Annotated in this window: 29 protein-coding genes; 10 read left to right on the forward strand and 19 right to left on the reverse strand. The window is 38.9% G+C overall.

The window, feature by feature from the left end; all coding sequences use genetic code 11:
• Window positions 1-35 precede the first annotated feature (35 nt).
• Both pflA and AC1TPB_RS13595 read left to right on the forward strand, forming a co-directional pair.
• Window positions 36-776, forward strand: coding sequence for a pyruvate formate-lyase-activating protein (gene pflA, locus AC1TPB_RS13590; RefSeq protein ID WP_482077074.1), 741 nt, complete (start codon window positions 36-38; stop codon window positions 774-776).
• Window positions 777-1,432: 656 nt separating this feature from the next.
• Complete coding sequence (locus AC1TPB_RS13595) at window positions 1,433-2,185, forward strand: hypothetical protein (RefSeq protein WP_482076984.1); 753 nt, start codon at window positions 1,433-1,435, stop codon at window positions 2,183-2,185.
• A gap of 130 nt (window positions 2,186-2,315) precedes the next feature.
• Here AC1TPB_RS13595 and AC1TPB_RS13600 read toward each other — a convergent pair whose 3' ends face one another.
• On the reverse strand, window positions 2,316-2,675 hold the full coding sequence (locus tag AC1TPB_RS13600; protein ID WP_482076985.1) for a HesB/IscA family protein: 360 nt from the start codon (window positions 2,673-2,675) through the stop codon (window positions 2,316-2,318).
• A gap of 319 nt (window positions 2,676-2,994) precedes the next feature.
• Between AC1TPB_RS13600 and AC1TPB_RS13605 the strand changes: the two genes are divergently transcribed.
• Window positions 2,995-4,056, forward strand: a complete 1,062-nt coding sequence (locus tag AC1TPB_RS13605) for an NAD(P)/FAD-dependent oxidoreductase (RefSeq protein ID WP_482076986.1) — start codon at window positions 2,995-2,997, stop codon at window positions 4,054-4,056.
• Window positions 4,057-4,398: 342 nt separating this feature from the next.
• Here AC1TPB_RS13605 and AC1TPB_RS13610 read toward each other — a convergent pair whose 3' ends face one another.
• Window positions 4,399-4,671: a YuzB family protein gene (locus AC1TPB_RS13610; protein ID WP_482076987.1), complete on the reverse strand. Its 273-nt coding sequence runs from the start codon at window positions 4,669-4,671 to the stop codon at window positions 4,399-4,401.
• A gap of 93 nt (window positions 4,672-4,764) precedes the next feature.
• Between AC1TPB_RS13610 and AC1TPB_RS13615 the strand changes: the two genes are divergently transcribed.
• A complete protein-coding gene (locus AC1TPB_RS13615) occupies window positions 4,765-5,010 on the forward strand; it encodes a NifU family protein (RefSeq protein ID WP_482076988.1) in 246 nt (81 codons plus the stop codon).
• Between the two features lie 64 nt (window positions 5,011-5,074).
• Here the strand turns inward: AC1TPB_RS13615 and AC1TPB_RS13620 are convergent, their stop codons facing one another.
• From AC1TPB_RS13620 to AC1TPB_RS13665, 10 genes are all read right to left on the reverse strand, one after another.
• Window positions 5,075-5,848, reverse strand: a complete 774-nt coding sequence (locus tag AC1TPB_RS13620; RefSeq protein WP_482076989.1) for an SDR family oxidoreductase — start codon at window positions 5,846-5,848, stop codon at window positions 5,075-5,077.
• Window positions 5,849-5,927: 79 nt separating this feature from the next.
• The gene (locus AC1TPB_RS13625) at window positions 5,928-6,635 is read right to left on the reverse strand and encodes a Cthe_2314 family HEPN domain-containing protein (protein ID WP_482076990.1); all 708 of its coding nucleotides are present in this window, start codon (window positions 6,633-6,635) and stop codon (window positions 5,928-5,930) included.
• 167 nt (window positions 6,636-6,802) lie between these two features.
• A complete protein-coding gene (locus AC1TPB_RS13630) occupies window positions 6,803-7,726 on the reverse strand; it encodes a COX15/CtaA family protein (protein ID WP_482076991.1) in 924 nt (307 codons plus the stop codon).
• A gap of 91 nt (window positions 7,727-7,817) precedes the next feature.
• Window positions 7,818-8,156 carry a thioredoxin family protein gene (locus AC1TPB_RS13635; protein ID WP_482076992.1) on the reverse strand — a complete coding sequence of 113 codons (339 nt, stop codon included), beginning with the start codon at window positions 8,154-8,156 and terminating at the stop codon, window positions 7,818-7,820.
• Window positions 8,157-8,568: 412 nt separating this feature from the next.
• Window positions 8,569-10,278 carry a putative polysaccharide biosynthesis protein gene (locus AC1TPB_RS13640; protein ID WP_482076993.1) on the reverse strand — a complete coding sequence of 570 codons (1,710 nt, stop codon included), beginning with the start codon at window positions 10,276-10,278 and terminating at the stop codon, window positions 8,569-8,571.
• Window positions 10,279-10,302: 24 nt separating this feature from the next.
• Window positions 10,303-11,016 carry a ThuA domain-containing protein gene (locus AC1TPB_RS13645; protein WP_482076994.1) on the reverse strand — a complete coding sequence of 238 codons (714 nt, stop codon included), beginning with the start codon at window positions 11,014-11,016 and terminating at the stop codon, window positions 10,303-10,305.
• 96 nt (window positions 11,017-11,112) lie between these two features.
• Window positions 11,113-11,598, reverse strand: a complete 486-nt coding sequence (locus tag AC1TPB_RS13650; protein ID WP_482076995.1) for a DUF456 domain-containing protein — start codon at window positions 11,596-11,598, stop codon at window positions 11,113-11,115.
• A gap of 40 nt (window positions 11,599-11,638) precedes the next feature.
• A complete protein-coding gene (locus tag AC1TPB_RS13655) occupies window positions 11,639-12,391 on the reverse strand; it encodes a Cof-type HAD-IIB family hydrolase (RefSeq protein ID WP_482076996.1) in 753 nt (250 codons plus the stop codon).
• Window positions 12,392-12,766: 375 nt separating this feature from the next.
• Window positions 12,767-14,887, reverse strand: a complete 2,121-nt coding sequence (locus AC1TPB_RS13660) for a peptidoglycan D,D-transpeptidase FtsI family protein (protein WP_482076997.1) — start codon at window positions 14,885-14,887, stop codon at window positions 12,767-12,769.
• A 37-nt stretch (window positions 14,888-14,924) separates the two neighbouring features.
• Window positions 14,925-15,425, reverse strand: a complete 501-nt coding sequence (locus tag AC1TPB_RS13665; protein ID WP_482076998.1) for a hypothetical protein — start codon at window positions 15,423-15,425, stop codon at window positions 14,925-14,927.
• 458 nt (window positions 15,426-15,883) lie between these two features.
• Here AC1TPB_RS13665 and AC1TPB_RS13670 point away from each other — a divergent pair, with 458 nt between their 5' ends.
• The gene (locus AC1TPB_RS13670; protein WP_482076999.1) at window positions 15,884-17,068 is read left to right on the forward strand and encodes an MFS transporter; all 1,185 of its coding nucleotides are present in this window, start codon (window positions 15,884-15,886) and stop codon (window positions 17,066-17,068) included.
• A 174-nt stretch (window positions 17,069-17,242) separates the two neighbouring features.
• Here the strand turns inward: AC1TPB_RS13670 and AC1TPB_RS13675 are convergent, their stop codons facing one another.
• Together AC1TPB_RS13675 and cyoE are read right to left on the reverse strand one after the other, a co-directional pair.
• The gene (locus AC1TPB_RS13675) at window positions 17,243-17,872 is read right to left on the reverse strand and encodes an SCO family protein (protein WP_482077000.1); all 630 of its coding nucleotides are present in this window, start codon (window positions 17,870-17,872) and stop codon (window positions 17,243-17,245) included.
• A gap of 21 nt (window positions 17,873-17,893) precedes the next feature.
• Complete coding sequence (cyoE, locus tag AC1TPB_RS13680; protein ID WP_482077075.1) at window positions 17,894-18,802, reverse strand: heme o synthase; 909 nt, start codon at window positions 18,800-18,802, stop codon at window positions 17,894-17,896.
• Window positions 18,803-18,976: 174 nt separating this feature from the next.
• On the opposite strand from cyoE, the gene AC1TPB_RS13685 reads away from it, so the two are divergent.
• The 3 genes from AC1TPB_RS13685 (at window position 18,977) to AC1TPB_RS13695 (ending at window position 21,097) form a co-directional block, all read left to right on the forward strand.
• Entirely contained in the window at window positions 18,977-19,399 is a 423-nt protein-coding gene (locus tag AC1TPB_RS13685; protein WP_482077001.1) for a cell wall hydrolase, read from the forward strand.
• Window positions 19,400-19,425: 26 nt separating this feature from the next.
• On the forward strand, window positions 19,426-19,848 hold the full coding sequence (gerQ, locus tag AC1TPB_RS13690) for a spore coat protein GerQ (RefSeq protein WP_482077002.1): 423 nt from the start codon (window positions 19,426-19,428) through the stop codon (window positions 19,846-19,848).
• A gap of 253 nt (window positions 19,849-20,101) precedes the next feature.
• On the forward strand, window positions 20,102-21,097 hold the full coding sequence (locus AC1TPB_RS13695; protein WP_482077003.1) for a metal-dependent hydrolase: 996 nt from the start codon (window positions 20,102-20,104) through the stop codon (window positions 21,095-21,097).
• 39 nt (window positions 21,098-21,136) lie between these two features.
• Here AC1TPB_RS13695 and AC1TPB_RS13700 read toward each other — a convergent pair whose 3' ends face one another.
• From AC1TPB_RS13700 to AC1TPB_RS13710, 3 genes are all read right to left on the reverse strand, one after another.
• The gene (locus tag AC1TPB_RS13700) at window positions 21,137-21,280 is read right to left on the reverse strand and encodes a hypothetical protein (RefSeq protein WP_482077004.1); all 144 of its coding nucleotides are present in this window, start codon (window positions 21,278-21,280) and stop codon (window positions 21,137-21,139) included.
• Window positions 21,281-21,335: 55 nt separating this feature from the next.
• Entirely contained in the window at window positions 21,336-21,470 is a 135-nt protein-coding gene (locus AC1TPB_RS13705; RefSeq protein WP_482077005.1) for a hypothetical protein, read from the reverse strand.
• 212 nt (window positions 21,471-21,682) lie between these two features.
• A complete protein-coding gene (locus AC1TPB_RS13710; RefSeq protein ID WP_258202446.1) occupies window positions 21,683-21,895 on the reverse strand; it encodes an alpha/beta-type small acid-soluble spore protein in 213 nt (70 codons plus the stop codon).
• A 120-nt stretch (window positions 21,896-22,015) separates the two neighbouring features.
• Here AC1TPB_RS13710 and AC1TPB_RS13715 point away from each other — a divergent pair, with 120 nt between their 5' ends.
• Complete coding sequence (locus tag AC1TPB_RS13715) at window positions 22,016-22,207, forward strand: DUF5325 family protein (RefSeq protein ID WP_482077006.1); 192 nt, start codon at window positions 22,016-22,018, stop codon at window positions 22,205-22,207.
• Here AC1TPB_RS13715 and AC1TPB_RS13720 read toward each other — a convergent pair.
• Window positions 22,195-22,596: an O-methyltransferase gene (locus AC1TPB_RS13720; RefSeq protein ID WP_482077007.1), complete on the reverse strand. Its 402-nt coding sequence runs from the start codon at window positions 22,594-22,596 to the stop codon at window positions 22,195-22,197. The genes AC1TPB_RS13715 and AC1TPB_RS13720 overlap by 13 nt on opposite strands.
• A gap of 254 nt (window positions 22,597-22,850) precedes the next feature.
• Between AC1TPB_RS13720 and AC1TPB_RS13725 the strand changes: the two genes are divergently transcribed.
• Window positions 22,851-24,122, forward strand: a complete 1,272-nt coding sequence (locus AC1TPB_RS13725; RefSeq protein ID WP_482077008.1) for a methyl-accepting chemotaxis protein — start codon at window positions 22,851-22,853, stop codon at window positions 24,120-24,122.
• Window positions 24,123-24,212: 90 nt separating this feature from the next.
• On the opposite strand, the gene AC1TPB_RS13730 is transcribed toward AC1TPB_RS13725, so the two are convergent.
• Window positions 24,213-25,070, reverse strand: coding sequence for a CAP domain-containing protein (locus tag AC1TPB_RS13730; protein ID WP_482077009.1), 858 nt, complete (start codon window positions 25,068-25,070; stop codon window positions 24,213-24,215).
• Window positions 25,071-25,956 lie beyond the last annotated feature (886 nt).

Below are 25,956 nucleotides of genomic sequence, written 5' to 3' on the forward strand. Positions count from 1 at the left end.
CGAATCTTGCTCAGCAAATAGAACATGATCGTCACATGAAAGGACGTATTCACTCCTTCGAAACGTTCGGAACAGTTGATGGTCCTGGTATTCGGTTCGTACTCTTCATGCAAGGCTGTGCACTTCGTTGTCAGTTTTGTCATAATCCGGATACATGGGATATGACGACAGGTAAAGTAATGACAGTCGATGAAGTCATTGCGGAAATTGAACCTTATCTTAATTACTATCGTACTTCTGGCGGCGGAGTCACCTTCTCAGGTGGCGAGCCGTCACTACAAGCCCCATTTCTTGCTGCACTAGGCAGGGAATTGAAACGTAGACATCAGCTCCATATTGCGATGGATTCATCTGGTTTCTGCGAGCCATCTCATCTGGATTCAACTAAATTGCTAGATGTATTAGATCTAATCTTACTCGATCTAAAGCAAGCAAATGAGCAGAAACATATAGCGCTAACGACTCAATCTAATGAACGTATATTACGAATGGCCAGGCATGTAACTGAATATGGCACGAAGCTATGGATTAGGCATGTAGTACTGCCCACATTGACTACTGATCCAGAAGATGTTGATGCACTAGCCAAGCTGGTCGCTAGCCTACCTACGGTCGAAAAGGTAGAGCTACTTCCATACCACGAAATGGGTAAATTCAAATGGCAAAGTCTTGGGCTAGACTATGAGCTTGACCATATTAAACCTCCTTCACAGGAGCAAATGGCAAGCATTAAGCAGCAGCTTGAAGCTTCATTGAACATTCCTGTTATTATGTAGCCTCTCCAAGAACTAATCGGAGTCCGCTACGGCGCAGGAGAGTGATTAAATTCTCTCCACTTGGGCATGAAGTTACTGATAATTAGTGTGTTAGAAAAACTTAAGCTGTTAAGGGGCGAATTTGACTCCCTTAATGCAAGGTGAGCCTCCAGAGGCGATATTCTGGAGGCTCATTTTTATTTTAATAGTTGCTTTATGTCTCTTCTGCGCTTAATGTACAAACAAAGCAATTTGTTACTCCATTTAGCTATTTTTCTCCCCTCAGCTCCATAGACATTAATTTTATAGTCTATGGAGCTGAGTTATCTTCTCCGCCCTCATCGGCACCAATTCCTAAGTTTGAGATCGCATTAGTCATGCTTCTGTATTTATCTGCCACCAAACATTTCCAATATACTTCCACTCATGTATACTCTTTACAAAGGAGTGCTCATATATGGAAGTGATTAGTTATTGCTTATCCTACATATTACGCAAGCTTGCTGCGGCTGGGTTAACTCTTGTAAGCTTCTTCTTATTTGCTTGTCTTGTCACAGGGTCCAGCACTTATTACGCTTTTCAGTTAATGAATCTACTACCTATCTGGTTTGTTCTATATGTATATGATTAGTAGGAATTTCGAAGTAATTTGGAAGTTAAAATAATAGGAGGTTAATATGAAGCGTATATTTACGATAATCTTACTGTTCACTATGTTGTTGACATTAGGTGGTTGTAGCTCCGAAAATTCCGATAAGCCGTTTATGGCATGGATGGATGCTTATATTGCTGTCGAAGTTAATACAGAGCAGCAGATTGCAGCAACTTTATATTCTAAGAAAAAACTATCCTTCCAGTCGGAAGACATCATTACTATGCAATTCATTGGAGCTCAGCAACAGCTTGCCATTCAACAATATAGGGTTACAGAAGACACTGATCCAATCACATCTTATCATCGTTATGATATTATCATTCACTACAAAGCGCTTGAAACTGGGCAGTATGAAACCTCTGGCATTGAAATTACAACATTATCTATGCCACCTATGTCTCTACCGATCGGAACATGGCATTTTGATGTAAATGATGCTCCAGCCGAAGCCATACAATCGTGGAATTCACCTGGTGCATATTCAAATAACGAGAAGCTACCTTACGATTATACTTCCTCTAATGACGCAACATTGCTTACTTCCATTCAATATAGTAAAGATTCAACTATTGAAAATAAGGATGGGCTACCATTAGCAGGAAGCATTGATATTAAGCAAGATTATAACGCTCCTTTCGTCTATATTCGGACTAAAATCCATTCTAATCATAACAATCTGACTTCACTCGACTATGGAAATGGAATCTATCTCCTTTCCCAAGCTCCTGCAACAGAGCTTATCGAAATATCGAGGACACGTAATCAATTAAAGTGAATGAGCTCCACTTAAAGTCAATTAGAGGCATCTTACTCGCCGCATAATAGTATAGATATAACAGATAAAAGGGGATCATCTCTCAGTCATTTTAATGACTGAGAGATGATCCCCTTTCTTCAATTCACAATTAACAAGGATCAGCTGCTGGATTACCTGCATCTACGGCTGTACGGAAGCTAGAACCACAACCGCAAGTAGCTGATGCATTTGGATTTTCTATCGTAAATCCACCACTCATTGCCGCTTCTTTATAGTCGATAACAAGACCACGTAAATATTTTGCGCTTTCTACATCTACTGCAACTTTAAGACCATCTACTTGAAGTAAAGTGTCTCCTTCTTGCTCTTCATCATCGAATCCCATACCGTAAGAGAAACCACTACAGCCACCCTCTTTTACACCTACACGTAAAAACATTTGGTCGTTTTCTTCCGCTGCAAGCATCTCACCAAGCTTTTCTCCTGCAAGTTCAGTTATTGTAATCATCTTATTTCCTCCTAAAACTTTTCATGTACTTTCCAAAATACTACTTTGTAATGAAAAGTAGCATCGGAAGCCGATACGTTATTATAATCTCGATTAGAGATATTCACTTACCTTAATATAGTATAAGTATACTCCACTATTTCTTATTGCTCAATAGATGAACGGATTCGTTTCTAAGCAATTGTTAATATCCCATCTCAAACTGCTCGCTATAATAGAGGGATTGTACTATATAGCAAGCTTACTTTATAATGATCAATATTACTTCTATTTTATAGCACTCTAAATGGTTCGGTTACTAAAAATTGGAGATGACAAAATGAGTTATAACTTAGTTGTTCTCGGTGGAGGATATGGTGGCTTAGCATTAATAAATGAGTTATTGAATAAAGGATTACCGAAAGGGACTTCAATTACACTTGTCGATCGTTCACCTTTTCAAGGGTTGAAAACAGAATATTATGCTCTTGCTGCTGGAACAGCATCCGATCTACAGTTACGAGTTGCCTTTCCTAATTCCCCGGATGTACACTTAGCTTTAGGCGAAATCATTGAAATTAATCGTGAACAAAAGACTGTACACGTAGTAGGTCATGATCCCATTTACTATGATTCACTCGTTATCGGTCTTGGCTGTATCGATCATTATCATGGTGTTGAAGGTGCGTCGCAATATGCGAATAGTTTACAAACATTCCAAGCTGCTCGAAAAGCTTATGCTGATCTGAATAATGTGAAGCCTTATGGACAAGTTACCATTGTAGGCGGTGGACTAAGTGGCGTTGAAATGGCATCTGAGCTTCGTGAAAGTCGTCCCGATATTAACATCGCATTAATCAATCGTGGTCCAAATCTATTAGGAAGTTTCCCCTCAAATGTGCAAACTTATGTAGCGGAATGGTTTCTGGAGCATGACGTTAATTTATTAATTAATACGGCACTCCATCGAATTGAGTCCGGGGTGTTATATGCCGAGAATCAATCTCGTCCGATCGAAGCGAATTCAATTCTTTGGACTGCAGGAATTCAGCCCGTAGCATTAGTTCAACAATTACAAGCTGCCAAAGATAATCAGGGCAGATTAATTGTTAATGAACAGTATCAACTGCTTGATGATCCGCATATTTTTGTAATTGGTGATTGCGTGAGCTCAGAATATTCACCAAGCGCTCAAGTAGCTGGCTTACAAGGAGAACGTGTAGCGAAAGTACTTCATGCGATATGGAATAATTATTCCCTTCAGTTAGAACCATTCAAGCTTAGAGGTACACTTGGGGCACTTGGTAAACATAGCGGTTTCGGTGTAATGGGGAAACTTTCGATGCGTGGAAGAATACCGCGATTAATTAAAAGCGGTGTATTATGGCGCGCTAAGCATTAAGATTGGGCGTTCGCAGGCTCAAAACAAAAATCAGTGCTTGAATATCAATCAAGGTTGGTTTTGATTTCTTCACTCGTTGGATAAACGGACACCAGAGACCTTATTTGCTCTGTATGCCTCTATTATCGATTTTACCGGACACAGATGCGCTTATTCTATAGGATTTGATGAATTTTGACTCCATTAAGTGCAAATAACGGCTTCTGTGTCCTTTAAAATTCTATTCAACCCTAAATTTCACAAATAACGGCTTCTGTGTCCGTTCAGGTAAATCTTTTCACTCACCGAGATCTGATTACTGTATCGAACCAGTTATCAAAGTCAGCTTCTTGAACTTCCGCTTTATAGCATATCCAGCAGCTTATCTAGTGCTGCGGTATTCTCCTCCTCATCGATGAGAAACTGCTCTATTCGCTGCTCTAACTCTGTAACGGAATCTGCTGCGACGATTGATCCATTCACTAGTGCAAATGGCTTCAAATAACATTCGCCGCAATTACCTAAGCAGCCAAATTCCGTTCCTTCAAAGTCGTCATCTGCTTCATATTTATCAAGTAATTTTTCTGTGCCGTGATGCATATTACCTGCACAAAATTCAACTGTAGGTTTCATCATGTTTATAACACCTTACTTTTCAAGTTCTTAATTGACTTTAGTATGATTTTTCTTTACTTTGTACTATAATAGAGGAGAAAGGAGATGAATGCAATGAGTGAACAAGTACAAGATACACAATATGATGAAGTATTAGACGTTCTTGACAAACTTCGTCCATTTCTACAACGTGATGGCGGTGACGTCGAACTAGTAGACGTGGAAGATGGTTACGTTAAGCTTCGTCTAATGGGTGCATGCGGAAGCTGCCCAAGTTCTACAATTACGCTAAAAGCTGGTATTGAGCGTGCACTGCTTGAAGAAGTAGATGGCATCGTAGAGGTTGTTCAAGTATTCTAATATAACCGCTACTATGTGGTCAAAAAGGCGATCCATCCCATCACAGGGAATTGGATCGCCTTTCTTATTTTACAATATTAGCTCGAATGGGATCAAATCCGCCAGTAACATCGATAATGTTTCCCGTTAAATAACTCGATTTCTCATCACATAAAAAAGAAATAACACGTGCAACATCTTCACCTGTACCAGGTCTACCGATAGGCGTCTCGCCATCCAAATCATTAATGGCTTCATGGATCGACTTTTCCTTATAGTCACCTTTAATATCTCCAGGTCCAATCAGATTAACAGTAATACCATTAGGTGCTTCTTCAACGGCAAGTGATTTTGTAAATGAAACTAACGCCGTTTTGGCAGCAGCATAAACAGCTCGTTGTGGCCATGCGCGCGCTTCATTAGCATGTCCAAAGCCAAAATGGATAATTCTTCCCCATCGTTTTTCACGCATATAAGGTAATAGTCTATGATTCAACTGCATAACTGACAATAAATTCCCTTGTACAAGTGAAGTAATTAGTTCTTCATCGTATTGCTGGAATAATTTACGCTCTCTTACGAAAGGACCCGCATTATTAACAAGAATGTCCACACCGCCCCAAGCCTCTACAGCTACTGTGAGCTTATCAATGCCCTCTGGCTTCGCGATATCAGCTTGAACGACGGTTGCATCGACACCCAGCTTCAACAATTGCCTGCGTACTTCAAGCGCTTCTTGTTCACTTTCCATATAATGAATCATAATACTACAACCCTTTGAGGCCAGTTCCATCGCAGTTCGTTTTCCTAATCCCTTTGCACTTCCTGTTATTAAAGCTTTTTTCCCCTTAAGCTCCATAAACATTCTCCTTCTCCGATAAAAGTTCAAAGTAATCACATCCGATCAGTTCGAACTACCTTACTTCATGAAACGCGGGTTAATTACGATGCACCAGTATCTGAGCATATTCGAATGTAAGCTTAATTGATTGCATTGCTAAATCTAAACCAACCGCTAAATCTTTCATCTGTTGATCTAAATTTTCTAGCACTAATTCTTGGCCATACATTCTCGTTCGTTGAATTAAATCATCATGCATTTCAGAATTCATATAATGCGTTTCCGTATTTCTTCGTTTACGAAGACGATGTGTTGGTTCCTTACTTTGTTCCTTTAACTCATTCAATGGCTGAGTTAATTTCACATGTACTTGTCGTTCGCGCATCATTCGTAAAACAGTAAAATAAGAAAAGTGTGCTTTTATTTTCTCCGTTTTTAATTCCAATAGAGCATTCAAAAAAGTTCCTAATTTATCAAGTAGCGAGAAGACTCTTATAAAGCCATTTTTGTCAAAATATACATACCTAGCGTAATCTATTTTTTGCTCTGCGTCCATCTCTTTTATCGAATTTAAAACAATCTTTTCACGAAAATTTTGTGCAGCATAATGACTCGCATATAATTCACGGAGTGATGCCTGTAAACCTAACGTCCATATTTCAAATTTCGTCCACTTGTCCTTGTTATCATCCGCTTTGCTACTTCGCTTCGCCATTTGCATAGCGAATTTCTCTAATAATTGATCTACTTCAGCGTACTTCCCTGTTGGTGGCTGTTCCGGTTGTTGAAACATAAACTGCAGCATACTTCTCACTCCATTCTTATGCTATTGGACTTTGATAACGATGTAATAAAGGAAGCTTATTCGACTTCAAATCTGAATCTCTATTATTAAAAAATGTTCAAACAGTCACTTATGTTCGTATGCGACAAAAAAGCTGCTATTCCTTGGGGCAATAGCAGCTTCATGCATCATTCTTCCTTGCGATATATCCAAGAGCGAATAACAAGATCCACTAATAAGCCGAACAGCGCAACAATTATTAAGTTATGGAGTAAACTTGTAAATATAAACCAGTTTGTATTACCAATCGTATAGACTAGCCAAGCACCGCTGAATATTTGAGCAATAACGAGAATAACAATTACAGCTGACGATTTCGTCAATGAGCTCTTTCCAGTTAATCGCTTGATGTAGAAATGCAATGTTATAAGTAGAATTCCTAATATTGCAGCAGCTACTCTGTGTATAAATGCTATTCCAGTAGCTCCTGATAACTCAGGTACAACTTCTCCATTACATAAAGGCCAGCCGAGGCAACCACCTGCTGAATCTGTATGACGAATGAAAGCTCCTAAATATACAACACCATACGTATAGATCGAAATGGCTATTGCCCACGGTAAAAGCGATCGAGGATAGCGAGCCGTCTCTACAATACCTTTTTTATCACGATAACACCAGATAACGAGTAATAACGTTGCAGCGAAGGCAATTAAAGATATGCCAAAATGAATCGCCATAACAGCATCGGATTGGGGCCATTTTACAGCAGCTGCCCCCATTAATGCTTGTATTATCGTAAATAGTAGTGCATACCAAGCATATTGCATTGGCTCACGATACGTTTTACCTTCACGCTTGTACATACGGTAAATAGCGATAAAGACACCCGCAACGATAAGACCTTCCACGCCGCTAACTGCTCTGTGAGAATATTCAATCATTGAATCAACTGTATACGCAGGTATAAATTTACCATTACAGAGAGGCCAATCCGTACCACAGCCGGCACCAGAATCTGTATTTGTTACTAATGCACCGCCTAACAGTACAAGTAGCATACCTAAGCAGGAAATCATTGCAAAAAAGCGAAATCCTTTTGAAACATTCATGTATTCACCTAATTCCAATTATTATGTTACATTAATTATAGCTACACAATTAGGTAAAAGCCATGTTCAAAATGTGAAACTTAAGCCATAACTAGATTGCATCGGCAACATCAAGTGCACGGTTCACAAACTGTTCAATCTCCTCACGTGTTTTACGTAATTTGTTAACAAAACGAACCAGTTCTCGACCATTTTTGAATGCAACAAAGCTTGGTATACCAAGAATATTCAATTCAGAACAAAGATCAGGTAATTCATCACGATCAATTTCATAGAATTCAACCTTACCTTTATATTGTTCTTCTAATTCCGGCATGAAGGGATTAATGTAATGACAATCGCCGCACCATGTTGTTTTGAATACAATAATCGTTAAATGCTCTTGTACAATTTGTTCCCGATATTGTGAATCCGTTGTAATTTTATTCATCGTCTTCATTCCTCCTACAATTTTTTGTATCTTCTAGATAAACCTCTCTGTTAACAAAAAGTAGCATCGAAAGCATTCTAAGCAAATTAGCGGACTGTAAGGACGTTATTTCCGTATTTTCCGCTTATTTGGAGTTTACGCGGACTCAGAGGACCTTATACACTCAAATACTAATGAATGTTGAGCGTAAACCTATCCATAACGTTCTGTGTGTCCTCTTACATCCTAATGTGTAAGTTGTACACTAATTAGTGTACTGTGAGTCCGTTTTTTTGCACACTATGGTGCTTATGCGGCGCAATAATAAAGCCATAAGTAGCTTTAATATGCACCGAGTGCTGCAACTGTGGCGTAACAAAGCCAATTAGTGTCTAGGCAATTTTTTTGCAGTATCCCAACTACTTTACATTCATTATCCTGCCCTAAGTACCCGCATAACTTTCTTCATTGGTCCGCGTAATTTCCCAGGCAATGATTCGACATCTGTTGTCGTTATTACTTTAAGTTTAAGCAATAATATACCGTACAAAAGACTTAAAATTATTCCTGATGTAATAACTGCAAGTAGATACGATAACTTATTAGCAATATTAGCCGTAAGTTCTAATACTCCATATTGAGTTAACCACGCTGCCCCGGCAGAAATAATAACCGCAATCAAATATGGTATCCAACGCTTGCCAAGTACTTGTAGTTGAACATCTTTACGGATCAAATATAAATTTAGTAACGTAACGGCTAGGAAACATACTGTTGAACCAATAATAAAACCAGCAACCCCAAAATACATACCGCAAAGAGTACTAATAATAACTTTGGCAGCTAGTCCGATTAAAGTATTAACCATCGTCTGACGTTGTTTGCCCATTCCATATAAAATCGAGTTTGTAGTCATCATTGTAATTTGTAATATTGTACCTATACATAACATCGCTACAACTTCACTACCACGTGTGCTAGTAAATAATAATCCCGTAACTGAATAAGCAGAAACCGTTAAGTATAAAGCGATGGGAACACCTGTAATACATACAATTTTCAGAACAGCAGAAGTTTGTTTGTTCACCTCTTGCTGATCTTTTCGGGCAAAGGCAGCCGAAATAATCGGAATAATAGAAGATCCTAATGCAATAGCTAAGATCGGAGGAATACCCGCCAATGATTGAGCTTTTATACCGAGATCAGCATATACTTCTGTTGCATGAACAAGACTATACACCTTTTCTGTAATCCGATAGAAAAAGGTTGTATCAAAGGTATACACCAAATTTATTGTCATAGAAGTTACGAGAGCTGGTAAAGACATTTTCAATATTTCACTATAAATTGTTCTGAATTTCAGCTGAGGACCATTTTCAATTGTAAATGGTTGATTAGGCATTAATGCCGCTCTAGCTTCAGCATTGAAATTCCCTTCGTACTTCTTATCTTGAATTTTAAGTTTACGAGCATAATGTAACATAACTGCAAATGCACCAATACTACCAAATACGCTACCAAACGTAATCGCAGCAGCAGCCCAATCATCACTATAGCCAAGGCTTAAGAAAATATAACCAAGTAATAAACCGAGGATAACACGGGCAAACTGCTCCACAATTTGTGAAATACCGCCTGCCGCCATCATCTGGCGACCTTGGAAATAGCCTCTCATCATCGCAATGACTGGAAAAAGAATTAAAGCAGGTGCTATCGCTTGTACTGCAAGAGTAATAGAACCTTTATTAGCAATGGAAGCATACATAGGTGCAAAAATATACATAAACAGAGCTAATAACAATCCTGTAACGGCCCCAAAGACGAGAGCCGCTTTGTAGATGCGTTTTGCTTCTTGATGCTTACCTTCAGCCATTCTTTCAGAAACCATTTTACTTATTGCGCTAGGAAAGCCAGCCGTAGCAATAACTAGTAATAGCAAATAAATTTGGTTAGCGGCAATAAATGCGGCCTGTCCATCTTCGTTCAACATATATTCGAGCGGAATACGTTGGAACATACCTAATACGCGAGCAACTAGAGCTGCTAATGCTAGAATAAGTGTACCTTTAAGTAATGAATCCTTTTTCAACATATGATATCTAAGTCCATTCCATCTAAATTGATTAATATAGTATAAGTTCAAAAAGCAGGCTTTCTGAACTACCTCTTACAAAGTCTCTAGTGGCTGATGATTCCCTCTTACTGGCGTTGCTGTTATCGTTGGCTTAGCCCAATGAATACTATTGTCGATAACTTTTAGAATATGTTCGTTGTAATAGGTCGGGAATGTCTCATGACCTGGTCTAAAGTAGAAGATTTTACCTTGTCCACGATAGAATGTACAACCACTGCGGAATACTTCTCCGCCTTGGAACCAGCTTAAGAAAACTAATTCATCTGGAGCTGGAATATCAAAATGCTCGCCATACATTTCTTCATGCTCCAACGTAATATATTCAGGTAGCCCCTCAGCAATACGATGACCTGGATTAACGACCCAAAGCCGTTCTTTCTCGTTAGCCTCACGCCATTTCAAATCGCAGCCTGTCCCCATCAGCTTTTTGAAAATTTTAGAGAAATGAGCGGAATGAAGTACGATTAACCCCATACCTTCCATTACACGTGCATGCACACGATCAACAATATGATCCTCCACGCGATCATGCCCCATATGTCCCCACCACACAAGTACATCTGTTTGCTGTAGTACTTCTTCAGTTAATCCATGCTCAGCTTCCTCAAGCGTTGCTGTACGAATATTCAACTCATCTGATGCTAATCCCTTTTGCAGTGTAATATGTATCCCTTCGGGATACACTCGTGTTACCTCTTCATGTTCCTTTTCGTGCAAAAACTCATTCCAAATCGTCACATTAATCATTCGATAACCTCCTGCAATTTTTCATAAACTACTTGAGCATCCTCCCGAAACATGAAAAATCACCTCGGAAGCATTAACTAGTTTTCATATATTACCTTACCAAACCCATATCCATAAAATAAATACAATAATCATAATAAGCTGCAGGATGATTTTGATTACAATACTGCTAAATAGCCCCACTAATGATCCCCAGCCAATAAGCATAGACCGCTTAAACTTAGTTCCGATCAGTAATTCCCCTAATACTGCTCCTACAAACGGGCCTATTATTAATCCGAATGCTGGCAATACAAATGGACCAATAATAATTCCGATCGTGGAGCCAATGATAGAAGCTTTTGAACCGCCAAACTTTTTCACGCCCATTGCACCAACGGCATAATCAGCAATAAGTAAAGCTAGAAGGATCACCGTTTGGATACACCAAAACCAAAATCCAAACTTTTCAAAGCTAATAAAGAAACCATATACAAAAAACGCAGCATATATGGAAAAAACACCTGGTAAGATAGGATATACTGTTCCGATCATTCCAATAACAAACAGCAGAACGACTAAAACGATGCCTATTATTTCCATATTCCACCTCACTTTACAACATCATGTTCGTTGAATGCAACTATAGATTGAAAATAAATTTACGTATAACAGCAGCTACTCCATCGTCATTATTTGACGAAGTAATATAATCGGCAGCATGTTTTACTTCATCCTGCGCGTTCTCCATAGCTACACCTAGTCCACATTGCTGAATCGCTTTAATATCATTCAAACTATCACCCATCGCGATGACTTGCTCCATCTTAATGCCCATATGATTACAAAGCTTCTGGAGTGCTGTTGCTTTGGAAGTATTGAATGGATTAATCTCGATATTATATAATGAGGAGTTCGATAACTCTAGTTGACCCCATTGCTGGATCTCTGTTCGAATTGCTGTGATCATCTCGATATCCTCAACATAATAGCCAAATTTCAACCATTCATGCTGACCATACTGACCTTTAAGCTCATTCCAGTTTTCTTTATTATAAATTTCTTCTGTCGTATATGCCCAAATCCATGCCTCTGGATAACGGTTGGCAAGTTCATATAATTTTTCAACCCATAGATGGTCTAATAATGTACGATCGAGTAACTGATAAGGTTTCTCCCATATTTCACTACCATTGACTGTAATGATTGGTGAGTCAAGTTGTAATTGTTCTACATAATCAATCGTTTTATTGAAGCCGCGCCCTGTAGAGAACATAACTGTCACTCCAGCAGCTTTCGCTTTGTTGATCCAATGAATATTTTCTTCACTAATTACACTCTCATCATTAAGTACCGTTCCATCCATGTCTAAAGCAATTAGTTTATATTGATTCATTTTCAGTCCCCCAAATCTTTTTAATGGATACTTAATATTACCATACTTAACACAACAAAAGCTCCTTCTCCAGTTGGAGAAGAAGCTAGACCATTACTTTGTTACCCATTATAAATGATTACCAATTGTAAGTAGAAATATTAGCATGACCATTTTCACCATTAATTCAAATCTTCTCACTGCAGAATTTCGAGGAATATTGCGCATTAAAAACGACTCCCTTCCTTATAATAATTTATTCTATGCCACTCTTACAAAGTTGGTCAAAGGAAACATTGTTGATCTCGAGAAATATTTTCCATAAAAAAAAGGTGCAAGTGTCCAGCTCATCGTACAGCTGTTGACACTTACACCTATTGAACTAATCCTTGATAATTACTCCGCAGCATTACCGGTTTGTGTAGCTCCCTCCGCAGTGCTACCATCAGCAATATCGCCCGCTACAGCATCCCCGCTCACTCTCGGTTTCCCGAACAACGATTCATACAACTTATCATTGGGTTTATCTCCAAGTCCATAGACTGCATCATACGCATCAAACATTTGGCGAGCAATTGGAGCAGCACCCCATCCACCAAAACCGCCATCAGGAACAACGACTGCTACTGCTAGCTTCGGATTTTCTGCAGGAGCATAGGCAATAAATACTGCATTTTCCGCTCGTCTGCCCGCTACTTCCTGCTCAGATGTCCCTGTTTTCCGGTTAAACGTATGCTCAAATCCCGCAAACCCTTGTACCCCTACTTTTCCCATACCGGTCTCTATTTCTTTCCAATACGCCTCTGGCATATCTACTTCATTCAGTACTTCTGGCTCAAAGCTTTGCAGTAATTCGCCAGTTGCTGAACGAACTTCATTAACAAATTGTGGCTTTAAGCGTACGCCCCGATTAGCAAGTGTAGCTGTAAACTGAGCTAATTGGAGGGTAGTATAACGACCTTGTTGACCGAATGAAGCTTGCACTAAGGCAGATTGCTTACTACCTCGCTCTGCTTCGCCATAGTATTCGATAACACCAGCATGCTCACGTAACAAGCCACTGCCAGTTGTAACGCCAAGTCCGAACTGCTTCATATAGGAATCCCATATATCTATACTCGATAGACCATCAACTGAGCCACGCATATATAGCTTATTACCAATCCAATCTGCCATAAAAGTATTGGATGATTTCTCAATAGCTCTTGCCCCATCTGTTAACCCATAAGCATGACCACCAGAGTTACCAATATACCGTTCATACCCTTTTTTACCATATGCAAATCTACCCCTATCATTGTACTCCGACTCTGTAGTGAAAAAGCCTTCATTCAATCCAATTAAGACGGTTAATGGCTTAATTGTGGAGCCCATCGGTACAATCGAGCCAGGATGTCGATTACGTTCTTCCTCTGTTTTATAAGGACCATATACAGGCCGGATCGTTCCGTTATTCAGCACATACTCATGATTATCGTAAACTTCCTGGGTTATGCTACCGCCTGCCCAAATATTCGGATCATAATCTGGCATGCTCGCCATTGATATCACTTTCCCAGTCTCTACTTCCATTGCTACAGCATAGCCCGTTACGGCATAAGGCGCTCGTTCAGAGGAATAACTCGAATTACGAATCTTCTCCAGATGACTCATAATAGATTTCTCCGTATGAAGCTGAACTTCTTTATCTATCGTAAGGTACAGATCGGAGCCCTTCGTAGGATTCGTTATACTTATATCCCCTGTTATTACCCCTTGATTATTAACTGGATATTTTTTTACACCATTAACACCACGAAGAATATCCTGATACATATATTCAATGCCATCCAGTCCAACTTCTTCTTCTTCGATATATTTATACAAATGATCTGTTATTGACAACTTTTCTTTATAAAAATCAGAAGTCGTTCTTACACCACTATATTTTTTCAAATAACCGACAAGCTGAACCGCTATCGAATTTTCGTCATAATTCCGTACACTTTCCTCAAGCAGAGTTACACCAACAAAATCCGATTGATTTTCCATAATATACGCTAGCTCTTCATTCGTTAAATCTTTCTTAATGCGACGAGGAGTAGACATAATATTACGACTAAATACAAGATCCATTTGACGAATAATATCTTCCTTCGTCATCATTTTTTCGGAACTACCAAATTCCTCAAATACTTCTGCTAACTTTTCTGCCATTTCTTCCGCTTGTTCATTACTAGATTTACCGCCTCTAACGGCAGGTTGAATGTTGTAATAGATTGATTGCGTTGAAGTAGAATAGGCGATCGGATAACCATTAGCATCATAAATATTACCGCGAATTGGAGCTATTGGAACATTGCGCTCATATTTTTTATTGATTGCACTAACAAATGTTGGTCCTTCTACGAATTGCAATACTGCTAATCGCACAATAAGTATGCTAAATACAACAAATACGATAAAGAAAAACACATTAAGTCTGAATGAAAACTGTTTTCTCCGCAGTATTTCTTGTTGCTTTGGATCATCTTGCACTTACAACACCCCTTCTACTACCGCTACCAAGTACGAATTATTTCTTGCTATTTGCTTCTGCTTGCTTTATAAATTGGCTAACAATATCACTGCTTTGCACCTTGAAAGCTGGAGCACCTTTAATCGATATCGATACCTCTTCACTACCAGGTTGGCCGGTCAAAGTAATAGACGAAGTTTTCACTGTAAATGTTCCATCATTATTTGTTGTATATGTTGCACTTGTTGCTTCTCCGATCATAGCATTAAGAGCCTCTTCCTTTGCGCTATCTGCTACTTTGGCACCGATTTCTTTCAATTCTTCAAAGCCATTACTCATTAGACTAGTGCTTAAGCTTTTCACATCGTCAAGCGTATATCCACTGTAGACAATGACACCTACAGCTACTACCAAAATTATAGCCCATTTCACCATCGTTTTCATCACGCGAACAATTAACATGATGACAATTAACGCAATTAAAATAACGTACCATTTCTCTTCTAAAAACGCTAACCACGTATCTACATCGTAACTTGAAAAGTCCAAAAAATTCATCCTTTTTTCCCCCTAAATTTTTCATAGTACATGGGCCTACACCCAGACTCATTATGATTACTACCAAATTTTTGCTACTACCATTAAGAAATATTATGTCGAAAGCATATGCAGACTTTCAATGGGGAGGCATAATCGCCGCCGAATAAGCTACGTTAGCATAGCCATCCTAATCACAAGTGACTTTTTTGAACGACCTCTTCCAAGAGGAGTCACTTGAACATTATAGCCTACTGAGCCGACTACAGTAAATGTGAGCGTGTAATTTTATACCCTACCAAGACTACTAGAGTAAATATGAAGGTGTAATTATAGGCATAAGTTGTCCCGCTCGAGCGTACAAGTAGCTATAGAGGATGTTCAAACCAGTTGCCTGGAATCACGCGGTAATGCGCTGTAATGTATTCGGCTTCGAAACTGCCATTCATCGTTAAAAATGTTTGTAGGAGGCTTACACAGTGAAAACAGCCATATGGCTCTACTTATTTTTGTTTGTTGCATTTTTTGATTTGCATGCACAATATCCGATATTAACGCCATTTGCCATCTCTTTAGGTGCTGCTCCATCATTTATCGGACTAATTATGGGTATTTACTCTATTACTCATCTACCGGGTAATCTTATAGCAAGTGTATATGTAGATAAACTAGGAAGTCGTTTGTTCATCGTAGGTAGTCTACTCCTTGCAGGTGCTATACTACTCGTACAATCTGCCGTTACTGATCCATGGCAATTACTTATTTTACGTTCGATTGCAGGCTTCGTTCTAGCTTTTCTATCACCTGCCTGTCTATCATTATTAGCGAGACTTAGCTCAGATATAACTCAGCAAGGAAAATTAATGGCTGGTAACGGACTTGTTCATACACTAGCATCAGTACTTTCACCTGCAGCAGGTGCGATTCTAGTAGCGAAACTAGGCTTCACCAAAACATTTCTAATATTAGGTTGGCTTCTTATCGTTACTGCGATACTAGCTTTCTTCTTTATTAAAGAAAAAAAGTTTGCCTTAGCGGATTCAGCAACCGCAGTTCCAATGCATGATGCACCTGTAGCTACTACAGACGTATTAGCTACGAATACTCCGGACAAGAAACTACGTTGGACTATTTTTCTTATTCCAATTGGCTTAAGCTGCTCTCAGGGCATTTTAACATTTGAACTTCCTTTAATGGCAGGTAGTATGGACTCTATCATGACAACCGGACTACTTTTTACAGTCGTTAGCATTGGCTCACTCATTACATTATGTATGTTGTTCGTTAATCGCTATGATCCAGCTGTTAGAACAATACTAGGGACATTATCATTATCGATCTTCTATTTTGTTATCGCAGCAAGTTTCCAAGTTCCCTTTATGCTACTACTACTACTTATCGGTATGAGTAAAGGAGTCGTTTTCCCAGCACTTTCTCATTGGCTTATTCAACTTAGTGAAGGCAGTAAATATGGAAAAACCTTCTCCATGCTATCGATCGCGACATCGATAGGAGCATTTCTTGGACCATTTTTGGCTGGGCAAGTGCGAGATATTATTTCACCATACTTTATCGCCTTCGTTATCCTATTTATAGCACTTGCTTTCAACGCTATTCCACCAAAAGATAACAAAACTATATCCCCTAATACGCTAAAAATCTAAGTGGTTGGCTGGAGCTACTTCTTGGAATCATCTATATAGCAGTTTCACATTTTTCAAATTGAAAAGGCAGGATTAGCGCAATATCTCGGGATATTGCTACTAATCCTGCCACAGCATCGTTGAAGAATGTCTTTTAATTGTGCTTGTTCAAAAAGTTTACTTTTTGAACTTTTATTAATATAACTTTTTCAAAGATTTATATACATCCTGAGCCGTTAATTCTTTGTCACCAGCTTCAATATTAGGTGAAGCGTTAATCCATTGACGGATATTACCATCTTGATCAACGAGGATCAGTGGATTATTATGATAGAAAGTTTTTGCCTCTTCATCATACATAACCGCAACACTGAACTCACGAGCTAATTTAATCATATCCTCAGAACTTTCGCCTCGTAAAAATGTCCAATGGTCAAACTCTACGCCCACTTTTTGCACAAATTTCGTAATGACTTCAGGTGTATCGATTGTCGGATCGAACGTAATCGAGATCAATTCTACCTCTGTACCGAGTTCACCCTTCTCTCTTAACATTTCCTGAACTTCACTAATTAGAAACGTTGTCGGTGGACATACATCAGGACAGCTTGCAAAGTAGAAATATACTAGTCTAACTTTTCCATTAGTGTCTGCAAGTGATACTGGATTATTGTCCAAATCATTAAGTTGGAAGTTTGGTGCCGGTTCTTTTACACTAGGTACTGCTTCTGGCTGCCATAAGTAGGTGTAAAGCAAATATACACCCATTACTACGACTAAGCATGATATTGCGATCTGAAATGCGTATTTCTTCAAAAATGCCAACACTGCTTTCCCCTTTCACAGCTACATTTTCGGCGTATTGATAATCATAACAATAAACACAATCATCAAATAATTTACCGAAATTAAGAAATTGAATTTTGCCCACTTCTCTGTATCTTTTGCGAACAACCCCATAATGGTATGAACAAGCCAAAAAACAGTTAATACCGTAGACAGAATTAAGAAGTATATGCCCGCTAAGTCATATGCGTACATTAATATTACTGTAGCTAGCATAACGACCAAGTATGGAATCATTTGAATTTTCGTACGTTTAATTCCTTTTACAACGGGTAGTAGTGGAAAGCCAGCTGCTCGATACTCCTCTACACGACGAATAGCAAGTGACCAGAAATGTGCAGGCTGCCATAAGAATAGAAACGCAAATAATAAAATAGCGCCCATATCAACTGTACCTGTAACTGCACAATAGCCGATAACTGGAGGCATTGCTCCTGATATACCGCCAACTGAAGTACTCCAAGTAGACGTTCGCTTCAGCCACATCGTATAAATAACGATATAAGCAACCCAGCCAATAATACCTAAAATACCACATAACACATTAACTAAAGTGAACAAAACAGTAACTCCAACGACACCTAATATAATTCCGTAAATTAATACCGATGATGGCTTCATTCTACCTGATGGTAGTGTACGATCTCGCGTTCGCTCCATTTTCAGATCGAGCTCACGATCATAAAAATTATTAATAACTGTTCCAGAAGCCATCGTTAATGTACATCCAATTAGCATCCACAATAATAGCCAAAAATCAAACGACCACTTCGATGCTACCCAGAAGCCCCCTAAAGAAGCAAATACATTAAGACGCAGCAAACCAGGTTTAGTTAGTCCTATCAAGTCTTTAAACAATTGTTGATCCTCCCGCTTCACGTAAGACGATTTTCTCGTTTGTCCTTCTATGTTGAATCGCTTCTAATCATACCGAAAAAACAGGTTTGTGACAATGTTCACTTCTGTTGTTCATTAATTCGTCATGCAAATGTGACGAAAACACTGTCACATTTAGGCAGGATACTCCATACAATGTGTTATGGATTTTTGCCTAGATAAAGTGAAAGGAGCTACAGACACAATATGGCTGTTATTAAAACCAATTCCGAGCAGACAAAGATGCTTGCTCGACTCATGCGTGCCGAAGCTGAAGGTGAGGGTGAGCTAGGGATGCTAATGGTTGGTAATGTTAGCGTCAATCGAGTTCTTGGTGACTGCCTTGACTTTAGAAACATTCGCTCAATTCCTGATATGGTTTATCAAAGTCCTGGCGGATTCGAAGCAACACAAAAAAGTTATTTTTATCAAAATGCAAGAGATAGAGAAGTACGACTTGCAGAGCGTGCTGTTCGTGGAGAGCGAACTCATCCCGCTTCCAATGCACTGTGGTTTTTCAGACCAACTGGCGATTGTCCTAGTACATGGTATAACCAGCAAAATAGTGGTCGCTACAAAGCACATTGCTTCTTCAAGCCAACCTGGGATGATTGTAAAAGCGTTTATTAATTTTTCAATTCGAAAGGAAGTTATTCATGAACTATTTTAATGCTTCACCTTATTATTATCCTTATTCCCATCCATCATTCTACCGTGATGTAGAAGTTATTCCGCCATTAGTTCCGAGCGGAGCAGCAGTAACTCCAATGGGCGGTAATATCGTTACATCAGCACCTACTTATGAAGAATCCTATGTAGAAAATATTTTGCGTCTCAATCGCGGAAAAATTGGTACCTTCTATATGACTTATGAAAATAACTCACAATGGAATGCGAAAATATTTCAAGGGTTTATTGAAGCAGCTGGTCGTGATCACATTGTGGTGAGCAATCCTGAAACTGGTGAACGTTACTTGTTGCTTATGCTTAATCTTGACTACGTTACTTTCGACGAGCCCATTGCTTACGAATATCCTTTCCATGGTGAAATGGTAACACCTGAATCACCAGTAGAATAATTTCAGCTTATTCCATGCCATGAATGAACAGTGCTTTACATTGTTCATTCATGGCATTTTTAATGCATCGTCACTTATTTCCATTACCCGTGTAATATTTACCAATAACTCGTGCATAATGGAAGTAGTGTATGCTTCCATCACAAGAAGCACAGTAAGACGTTATGAAAAGTTTTAGCTTATGCTTCCGATGTAACTTTTTGTTAGCAGGAAGCACTTAAGTTGGTAACAAAAAGTTTTAGGAGGGTTACATTTGGATACAGCATCACATTTTGTTGTCGGAGTTGGACTAGCAGGCTTATCTCAACTTGATCCGGTAGTTATTAATCAGCCGGCTATGCAAACTGCAGTTATATTAGCAACAATTATTGGTTCACAGGCACCTGATTTCGATACGATTACCCGTTTGCGCAATAATGAAATCTATATTCGACAGCATCGCGGCATTTCTCATTCTATACCTGCGATTCTATTATGGACTCTTATAGTTTCCGCTTCATTATATATGCTGTTCCATTTAAATGAAGGATATGGACATATCGTAAGCTGGACTTTTCTTGCCGTAAGTTTACATGTGTTCATGGATCTGTTCAATACATATGGAACACAGGCGCTTCGACCATTTTCGAGGGGATGGATATCGTGGAATATCATTCATATTTTCGATCCTTTTATATTTACGACTCATGTTATTGCTGGTGTACTCTGGATAGGCCAGTTCGCTGATCCTAGATTTATTTTCCCAATTCTGTACATCGTTATTGCCCTTTATTATGTAATAAGAGTGGATTATCACTATCGCTTAATGAAATATCTACAAAAGCATATTCCTATTCATCATGATGAAGTGCTTATGATTATTCCAACAGTACGATATCGAATATGGCATATTATGATCAAAATGGCCGATGGTAGTTATAAGCTAGGCACTTGGAAGAATGATACTATTCGCTGGGTGGAGCAAATTTCGTCTGATCAGCATCCACTTATTGAGAAGTCTTGTCAGCACCCTACAGTAGCTGCACTTCAAAGCTTTACTAAACATACCGTTGCGCATGTAACTGAGCATCGTTGGGGTACTGAGGTGCGTTGGTCCGATGCCCGTTATCGACATCGTAGGCAATATCCGTTTGTTGCCATCGTCTTCTATGATCACGATGAACAACCACTTGCATCTTATGTAGGCTGGCTTAACGATCGGAAGTTGTATAAGAGGCTATACAATGAAGCAAAGCTTTCCTCTGTGTAGGGGAAGTTCAAAAAATGGACTTTGATAACGAAGTATATGCTAACGTAGCTTACTCGGCATCGAATATGGAGCGAACTTGGAAAGTACGGTTCGCGTGTACCAATAACGTACACTTGCGCTTCCGTCTTTCTCAAGTAGCGCTCCATCTTCTCGGTTCTGAAAGCCCATGTTTTGAACCTTCATTGATATGGGAAGTTCAAAAAATGGACTTTGATAACGAAGTGTATGCTAACGTAGCTTACTCGGCATCGAATATGGAGCGAACTTGGAAAGTACGGTTCGCGTGTACGTAATCATGTACACTTGCGCTTCCGTCTTTCTCAAGTAACGTCTCATCTTCTCGGTTCTGAAAGCTCATTTTTTGAACCTTCATTGATATGGGAAGTTCAAAAAATGGACTTTGATAACGAAGATGGGCTTCGTAGGTCATTCGAAATCAAGTATGAACCGTACTTAGAAAGTACACGTTGCTTGGTTTTTTAGCGAATGATTTGTTTGTACTGTTTCAACAAACATCATATAATCAAAGAAGCTCAAGGTTTCCCTTGAGCTTCTTTGATTATTATATTGAATGAAAAATCAAATTTAACGTTGTCCGCCTGACAAATGCTGTTCAGCAATTTGCACTAGCTTACGAGTGATATAACCACCGATTGAACCTGCTTCGCGAGTAGTTAGGTTACCGTTATATCCTTCTGGTGACAATTGTACGCCTAGCTCCTGAGCTGCTTCCATTTTCATTTGATTTAACGCTTGAGTTGCTTGTGGAACGATTAATTGGTTACTTTTATTTGCCATGATGTAAATCTCCCTTCGTCCTCATAGGTAAAATTCATATGCAAGCTTGCAAACATATTATGTGCACGAAAAAGATTACTATACAGATTTTCGAAAAAAAGTTTTTAAAGGAGAATGAACTTGTCTAAATCACTGTCTTTGCTGTTCTCTAGTCTAGGAATTATTTGCTTAGCAGGAATGTCGATTGCTATGGCTCATAGTCTCAAATGGGTAATCTTTTGGGGGTTGTTATCGCTTATTACAATTGGAACGGGGTTTATGGTGAAGGTAAAACTACGGAAGATGAAACAACAATCCAATCAAGAAGAATAATCAATTAAACCGTTTCGCTTAGAATGTGGAACAACATTCCACGTGGACATATTGTAATTGGATTCATAAAGAACACTGGCAGACCACCCTTTTCGATTAGATCTAACCGAAAAATCATATAGTATTTCGCCGTGAGTCCAATTACGCTTCATCTTCAATGCATCAATTGCCAAAACTCTGAAACGATCTACCTGCTCTTTCGTTAATCCCGCACCTGCTTTTTGCACCTCATCATCTTGAATATGAATGGGATGATGTTTAATACCGAATTTACCAATTGTATCGTTTCTTACAATAATTAATACGGTACCCGCATTTGCCCCTGTTAACTCATGTTCTAATTGACGAAAAACAAAATCAACTTGTCTTGCTAATGAAATTCCAGTCATTTTATTTCTCCCTTCAAATGTTTTTTTTGTAAACTCAATTCTAATATAACGCGAAAATTGTCTTCTTGCACCGAAAGATAGCACAGTATTTACCGAAGCATTTCGTAGTATTTACCGAATCCCCCGATAAACTTGTACAACTATTGAACTAGTTTTAGTTTAAGTATATATGAATTTCTGACTATTAATGTGATGGACCTATCCCGAAAGTGGTGCTATAATATGGATATTATTGATAAAGGAGCGCTTACATTATGGAGAAGTTCACTAATTGGTTTAATTCATTATCCGTTAGAAGCAAGCTTGTTTTTGTTACATATTCTAACCTTTCCATTTTAACACTACTAGCGCTAATATTTACTATTATTATGAATCAGTATTTCACAGCAATAATAATCATTGCCGTAATATCTTATGGAATTGCCTATCCCATTATTTTATTTGTAGAGAATGCAATTACAGCATCATTTGATGAAATTCAAAGTGCTGCAAATCGTATTTCTAAAGGCGATTTTTCTCAAACCATTGATGTGGAGGCGACAAATGCTGGTGAGCTTGGGCATACCTTCAACAGCATGGTTATTAAATTAAGAGATATACTATCTGAATCAATGAATATTACGAGACATGTCGCAGAAACAAGTCGCAGTATTTTCGAAAAAAATAACACTATTCAATCTACGATGGAGCAGGTAGCTGTATCTGCAACTGAACTTGCAACTGGCGCTAGTACGATTTCTGAAGATGTATCTGATATGACTGAATCAATCACTGAAATTGAGATTCGTGTTACAAATTACGCACATTCTACAAAAGAAATGAATACTCGTTCCGAAGAAACGATTGAGCTCGTACATAAAGGTCGTATTGCCCTTGAAAATCAAAGTGATGGTATGAATCGTAACATAGAAGCAACAGAGCAAGTTGCTATAACAATTAAAGATTTAGCTGAAAAGGCTAAAGGTATTTCAGCAGCAGCGAAAGCGATATCTGAAATTGCTGAACAAACGAACCTGCTTTCCTTAAATGCATCGATCGAAGCAGCACGCGCAGGTGAACACGGACGAGGATTTGCAGTGGTTGCACAAGAAGTTCGTAAGCTGGCAGAAGAATCAACAGCTTCGACAAAAGAAGTGTTCAACTTAGTGAAAAGTATCGATAAAGGAATTCAAGATACGATACATAATATGAAAGTCAATGAAGAAGTCGTTAGTATGCAAGCAGCACATATTCGTCAAACAGAAGATATTTTCAATGAAATTGTAGTAAGCATTCAATTTATTAGTGAGCAAATCTTCAATTTCTCTAAAGAAAGCGATAGTATGCTTGATAGTGCACAAAAGATTTCTGCTGCAATTCAAAATATTTCTGCAATTACAGAACAATCGGCTGCTGGTACTGAGGAAGTTTCAGCTTCTATGAATGAACAAATTCCTTCCGTGCAAGTCGTTGTTTCAGAAACTGAACGAATGCTTAATATGGCAACTCAGCTGCAACGTACTATCCAAATTTTCAAGTTGAAATAATCTTCGTTATCAGAGCCTAATAGCATATGAAAAGCCTTCCTTGATTTCAAGGAAGGCTTCTTTCACCATATTGGTACAAATATGATTGCATTAACCGATGAACATTTGAACCCATTTGCCATTCACATATCCAACGCCGATTTTTGTAAAGTTAGAGCTCATAATATTCGCTCTATGTCCTGAACTATTCATCCAGTCCTTCATAACTTGAGCAGCGTTTTTTTGACCAGTAGCAATATTTTCACCTGCGTATGAGTAAGTGATTTTGTATGTTTTCAACATATTGAATGGAGAACCATACGTTGGTGAATTATGACTAAAGTAATTATTAACATCCATATCTCTTGCTTTTTCCATCGCTACTGTATTAAGGCTAGCATCTAAAGCCAATACAGATAATCCAGCTGCAGCACGCTCCGCATTAACAAGCTTTACAACTTCCTGCTGAATTGCTGCTACAGAAGAATTTCCAGCATCAGGTGCTGGAGTTGCCGTAGGCTTCACAGTCGGTGTAGGCTTCGCAGTAGGTGCAACGGTTGCTGTTGGCGTTACAGTTGCTGTTGGTTTAGGTGCAACAGTTGGCGTTGGCTTCGCAGTTGGCGCTACTGTCGCTGTTGGCGCTACCGTTGCTGTTGGGTTCGCAGTAGGTGTTACTGTAGGGCTAGGTGTAACTCCAGGTTTAAGATTAGGTAAATAAATACAAAAACCAGTTTGAACATTCACTTTCCAATTTCCGATCGTTACAATCGTTTGATTGGAATCCGTGATTTTGTTAAGCAAACTATTCATAAGATTAGATTGCCAATTGGATGTATAAGATTGCTCTTTCATGTCCATCTTAGATATAGTAGAGGCTGCATCTACACTTGCCCCTGTTAAAGTAGCTGTACTAATAAGAGCGGTTGCCACAATTGTTGCGACTCCCAGCTTCCATTTTTGCTTTGCCATAATTAATTCCTCCTAAACTTTTTGTTGCTTCTTGGATAACTTCTGTGTGTACCAATATGTCAACTTCCGCTTTATCGTATCAAAGTTTTTTTTAGGTTGCATGAATCAAAAATTACCAAAATCATTTTGTAAGCGTATACATATCTGTTGTTATTGCTTTGTTAAAATCCCCTCACTATGGTAAATGTAACTAAGTGAAGAAAACTTAAACAAGCGGAGAATATTGCTGTTACAATCGGGGACGCTGCGAGAACTAATTGCTGGAGCGTAGAAGGGCGATTTTTTTCTCGTAGCTTGAGCGCAGGAGAAATAATAAAACAAGGTTACTTTATTTTCTATTGTGCGAGGGCGCGTGTGTTTAGAGACAAACAAAGACTTCTACCTTTATTTCGTATCGTAGTGGTGTTGCTGTGCAAATTTCGCTCTGTAACACCAATTTTGGTGCTACAGCATCATGTGCTGTGCAAATTTCGCTCTGTAACACCAATTTTGGCGCTATAGCATCATGTCCTGTGCAGCTTTCGCTCTGTAACACCAATTTTGGCGCTACTGCATCATGTGCTGTGCAGCTTTCGCTCTGTAACAACAATTTTGGCGCTATAGCATCATGTCCTGTGCAGCTTTCGCTCTGTAACACCAATTTTGGCGCTACAGCATCATGTCCTGTGCAGCTTTCGCTCTGTAACACCAATTTTGGCGCTACAACATCATGTGCTGTGCAAATTTTGCTCTGTAACACCAATTTTGGCGCTATAGCATCATGTGCTGTGCAGCTTTCGCTCTGTAACACCAATTTTGGCGCTATAGATATTCATTCGTTCCATTTTCTTATTAAGCTCAATGAAGTCAGTTTCTTGTTTGTTTCTACCAAATACTTATATTTCTA

This window comes from Paenibacillus sp. Y951 (assembly GCF_056786395.1).

What these genes read in the sequence shown, in the direction of transcription:
- AC1TPB_RS13655 (WP_482076996.1), bottom strand. Translation starts at nt 12,391, where the DNA reads ATGAATCAATATAAACTAATTGCTTTAGACATGGATGGAACGGTACTT.
- AC1TPB_RS13725 (WP_482077008.1), top strand. Translation starts at nt 22,851, where the DNA reads ATGGAGAAGTTCACTAATTGGTTTAATTCATTATCCGTTAGAAGCAAG.
- AC1TPB_RS13645 (WP_482076994.1), bottom strand. Translation starts at nt 11,016, where the DNA reads ATGATTAATGTGACGATTTGGAATGAGTTTTTGCACGAAAAGGAACAT.
- AC1TPB_RS13615 (WP_482076988.1), top strand. Translation starts at nt 4,765, where the DNA reads ATGAGTGAACAAGTACAAGATACACAATATGATGAAGTATTAGACGTT.
- AC1TPB_RS13625 (WP_482076990.1), bottom strand. Translation starts at nt 6,635, where the DNA reads ATGCTGCAGTTTATGTTTCAACAACCGGAACAGCCACCAACAGGGAAG.
- AC1TPB_RS13730 (WP_482077009.1), bottom strand. Translation starts at nt 25,070, where the DNA reads ATGGCAAAGCAAAAATGGAAGCTGGGAGTCGCAACAATTGTGGCAACC.
- AC1TPB_RS13610 (WP_482076987.1), bottom strand. Translation starts at nt 4,671, where the DNA reads ATGATGAAACCTACAGTTGAATTTTGTGCAGGTAATATGCATCACGGC.
- AC1TPB_RS13705 (WP_482077005.1), bottom strand. Translation starts at nt 21,470, where the DNA reads ATGAAGGTTCAAAAAATGAGCTTTCAGAACCGAGAAGATGAGACGTTA.
- AC1TPB_RS13620 (WP_482076989.1), bottom strand. Translation starts at nt 5,848, where the DNA reads ATGGAGCTTAAGGGGAAAAAAGCTTTAATAACAGGAAGTGCAAAGGGA.
- AC1TPB_RS13720 (WP_482077007.1), bottom strand. Translation starts at nt 22,596, where the DNA reads ATGACTGGAATTTCATTAGCAAGACAAGTTGATTTTGTTTTTCGTCAA.
- AC1TPB_RS13635 (WP_482076992.1), bottom strand. Translation starts at nt 8,156, where the DNA reads ATGAATAAAATTACAACGGATTCACAATATCGGGAACAAATTGTACAA.
- AC1TPB_RS13665 (WP_482076998.1), bottom strand. Translation starts at nt 15,425, where the DNA reads ATGAATTTTTTGGACTTTTCAAGTTACGATGTAGATACGTGGTTAGCG.
- AC1TPB_RS13650 (WP_482076995.1), bottom strand. Translation starts at nt 11,598, where the DNA reads ATGGAAATAATAGGCATCGTTTTAGTCGTTCTGCTGTTTGTTATTGGA.
- AC1TPB_RS13710 (WP_258202446.1), bottom strand. Translation starts at nt 21,895, where the DNA reads ATGGCAAATAAAAGTAACCAATTAATCGTTCCACAAGCAACTCAAGCG.
- AC1TPB_RS13605 (WP_482076986.1), top strand. Translation starts at nt 2,995, where the DNA reads ATGAGTTATAACTTAGTTGTTCTCGGTGGAGGATATGGTGGCTTAGCA.
- AC1TPB_RS13595 (WP_482076984.1), top strand. Translation starts at nt 1,433, where the DNA reads ATGAAGCGTATATTTACGATAATCTTACTGTTCACTATGTTGTTGACA.
- AC1TPB_RS13600 (WP_482076985.1), bottom strand. Translation starts at nt 2,675, where the DNA reads ATGATTACAATAACTGAACTTGCAGGAGAAAAGCTTGGTGAGATGCTT.
- AC1TPB_RS13630 (WP_482076991.1), bottom strand. Translation starts at nt 7,726, where the DNA reads ATGAATGTTTCAAAAGGATTTCGCTTTTTTGCAATGATTTCCTGCTTA.
- gerQ (WP_482077002.1), top strand. Translation starts at nt 19,426, where the DNA reads ATGAACTATTTTAATGCTTCACCTTATTATTATCCTTATTCCCATCCA.
- pflA (WP_482077074.1), top strand. Translation starts at nt 36, where the DNA reads ATGAAAGGACGTATTCACTCCTTCGAAACGTTCGGAACAGTTGATGGT.
- AC1TPB_RS13685 (WP_482077001.1), top strand. Translation starts at nt 18,977, where the DNA reads ATGGCTGTTATTAAAACCAATTCCGAGCAGACAAAGATGCTTGCTCGA.
- AC1TPB_RS13700 (WP_482077004.1), bottom strand. Translation starts at nt 21,280, where the DNA reads ATGAAGGTTCAAAACATGGGCTTTCAGAACCGAGAAGATGGAGCGCTA.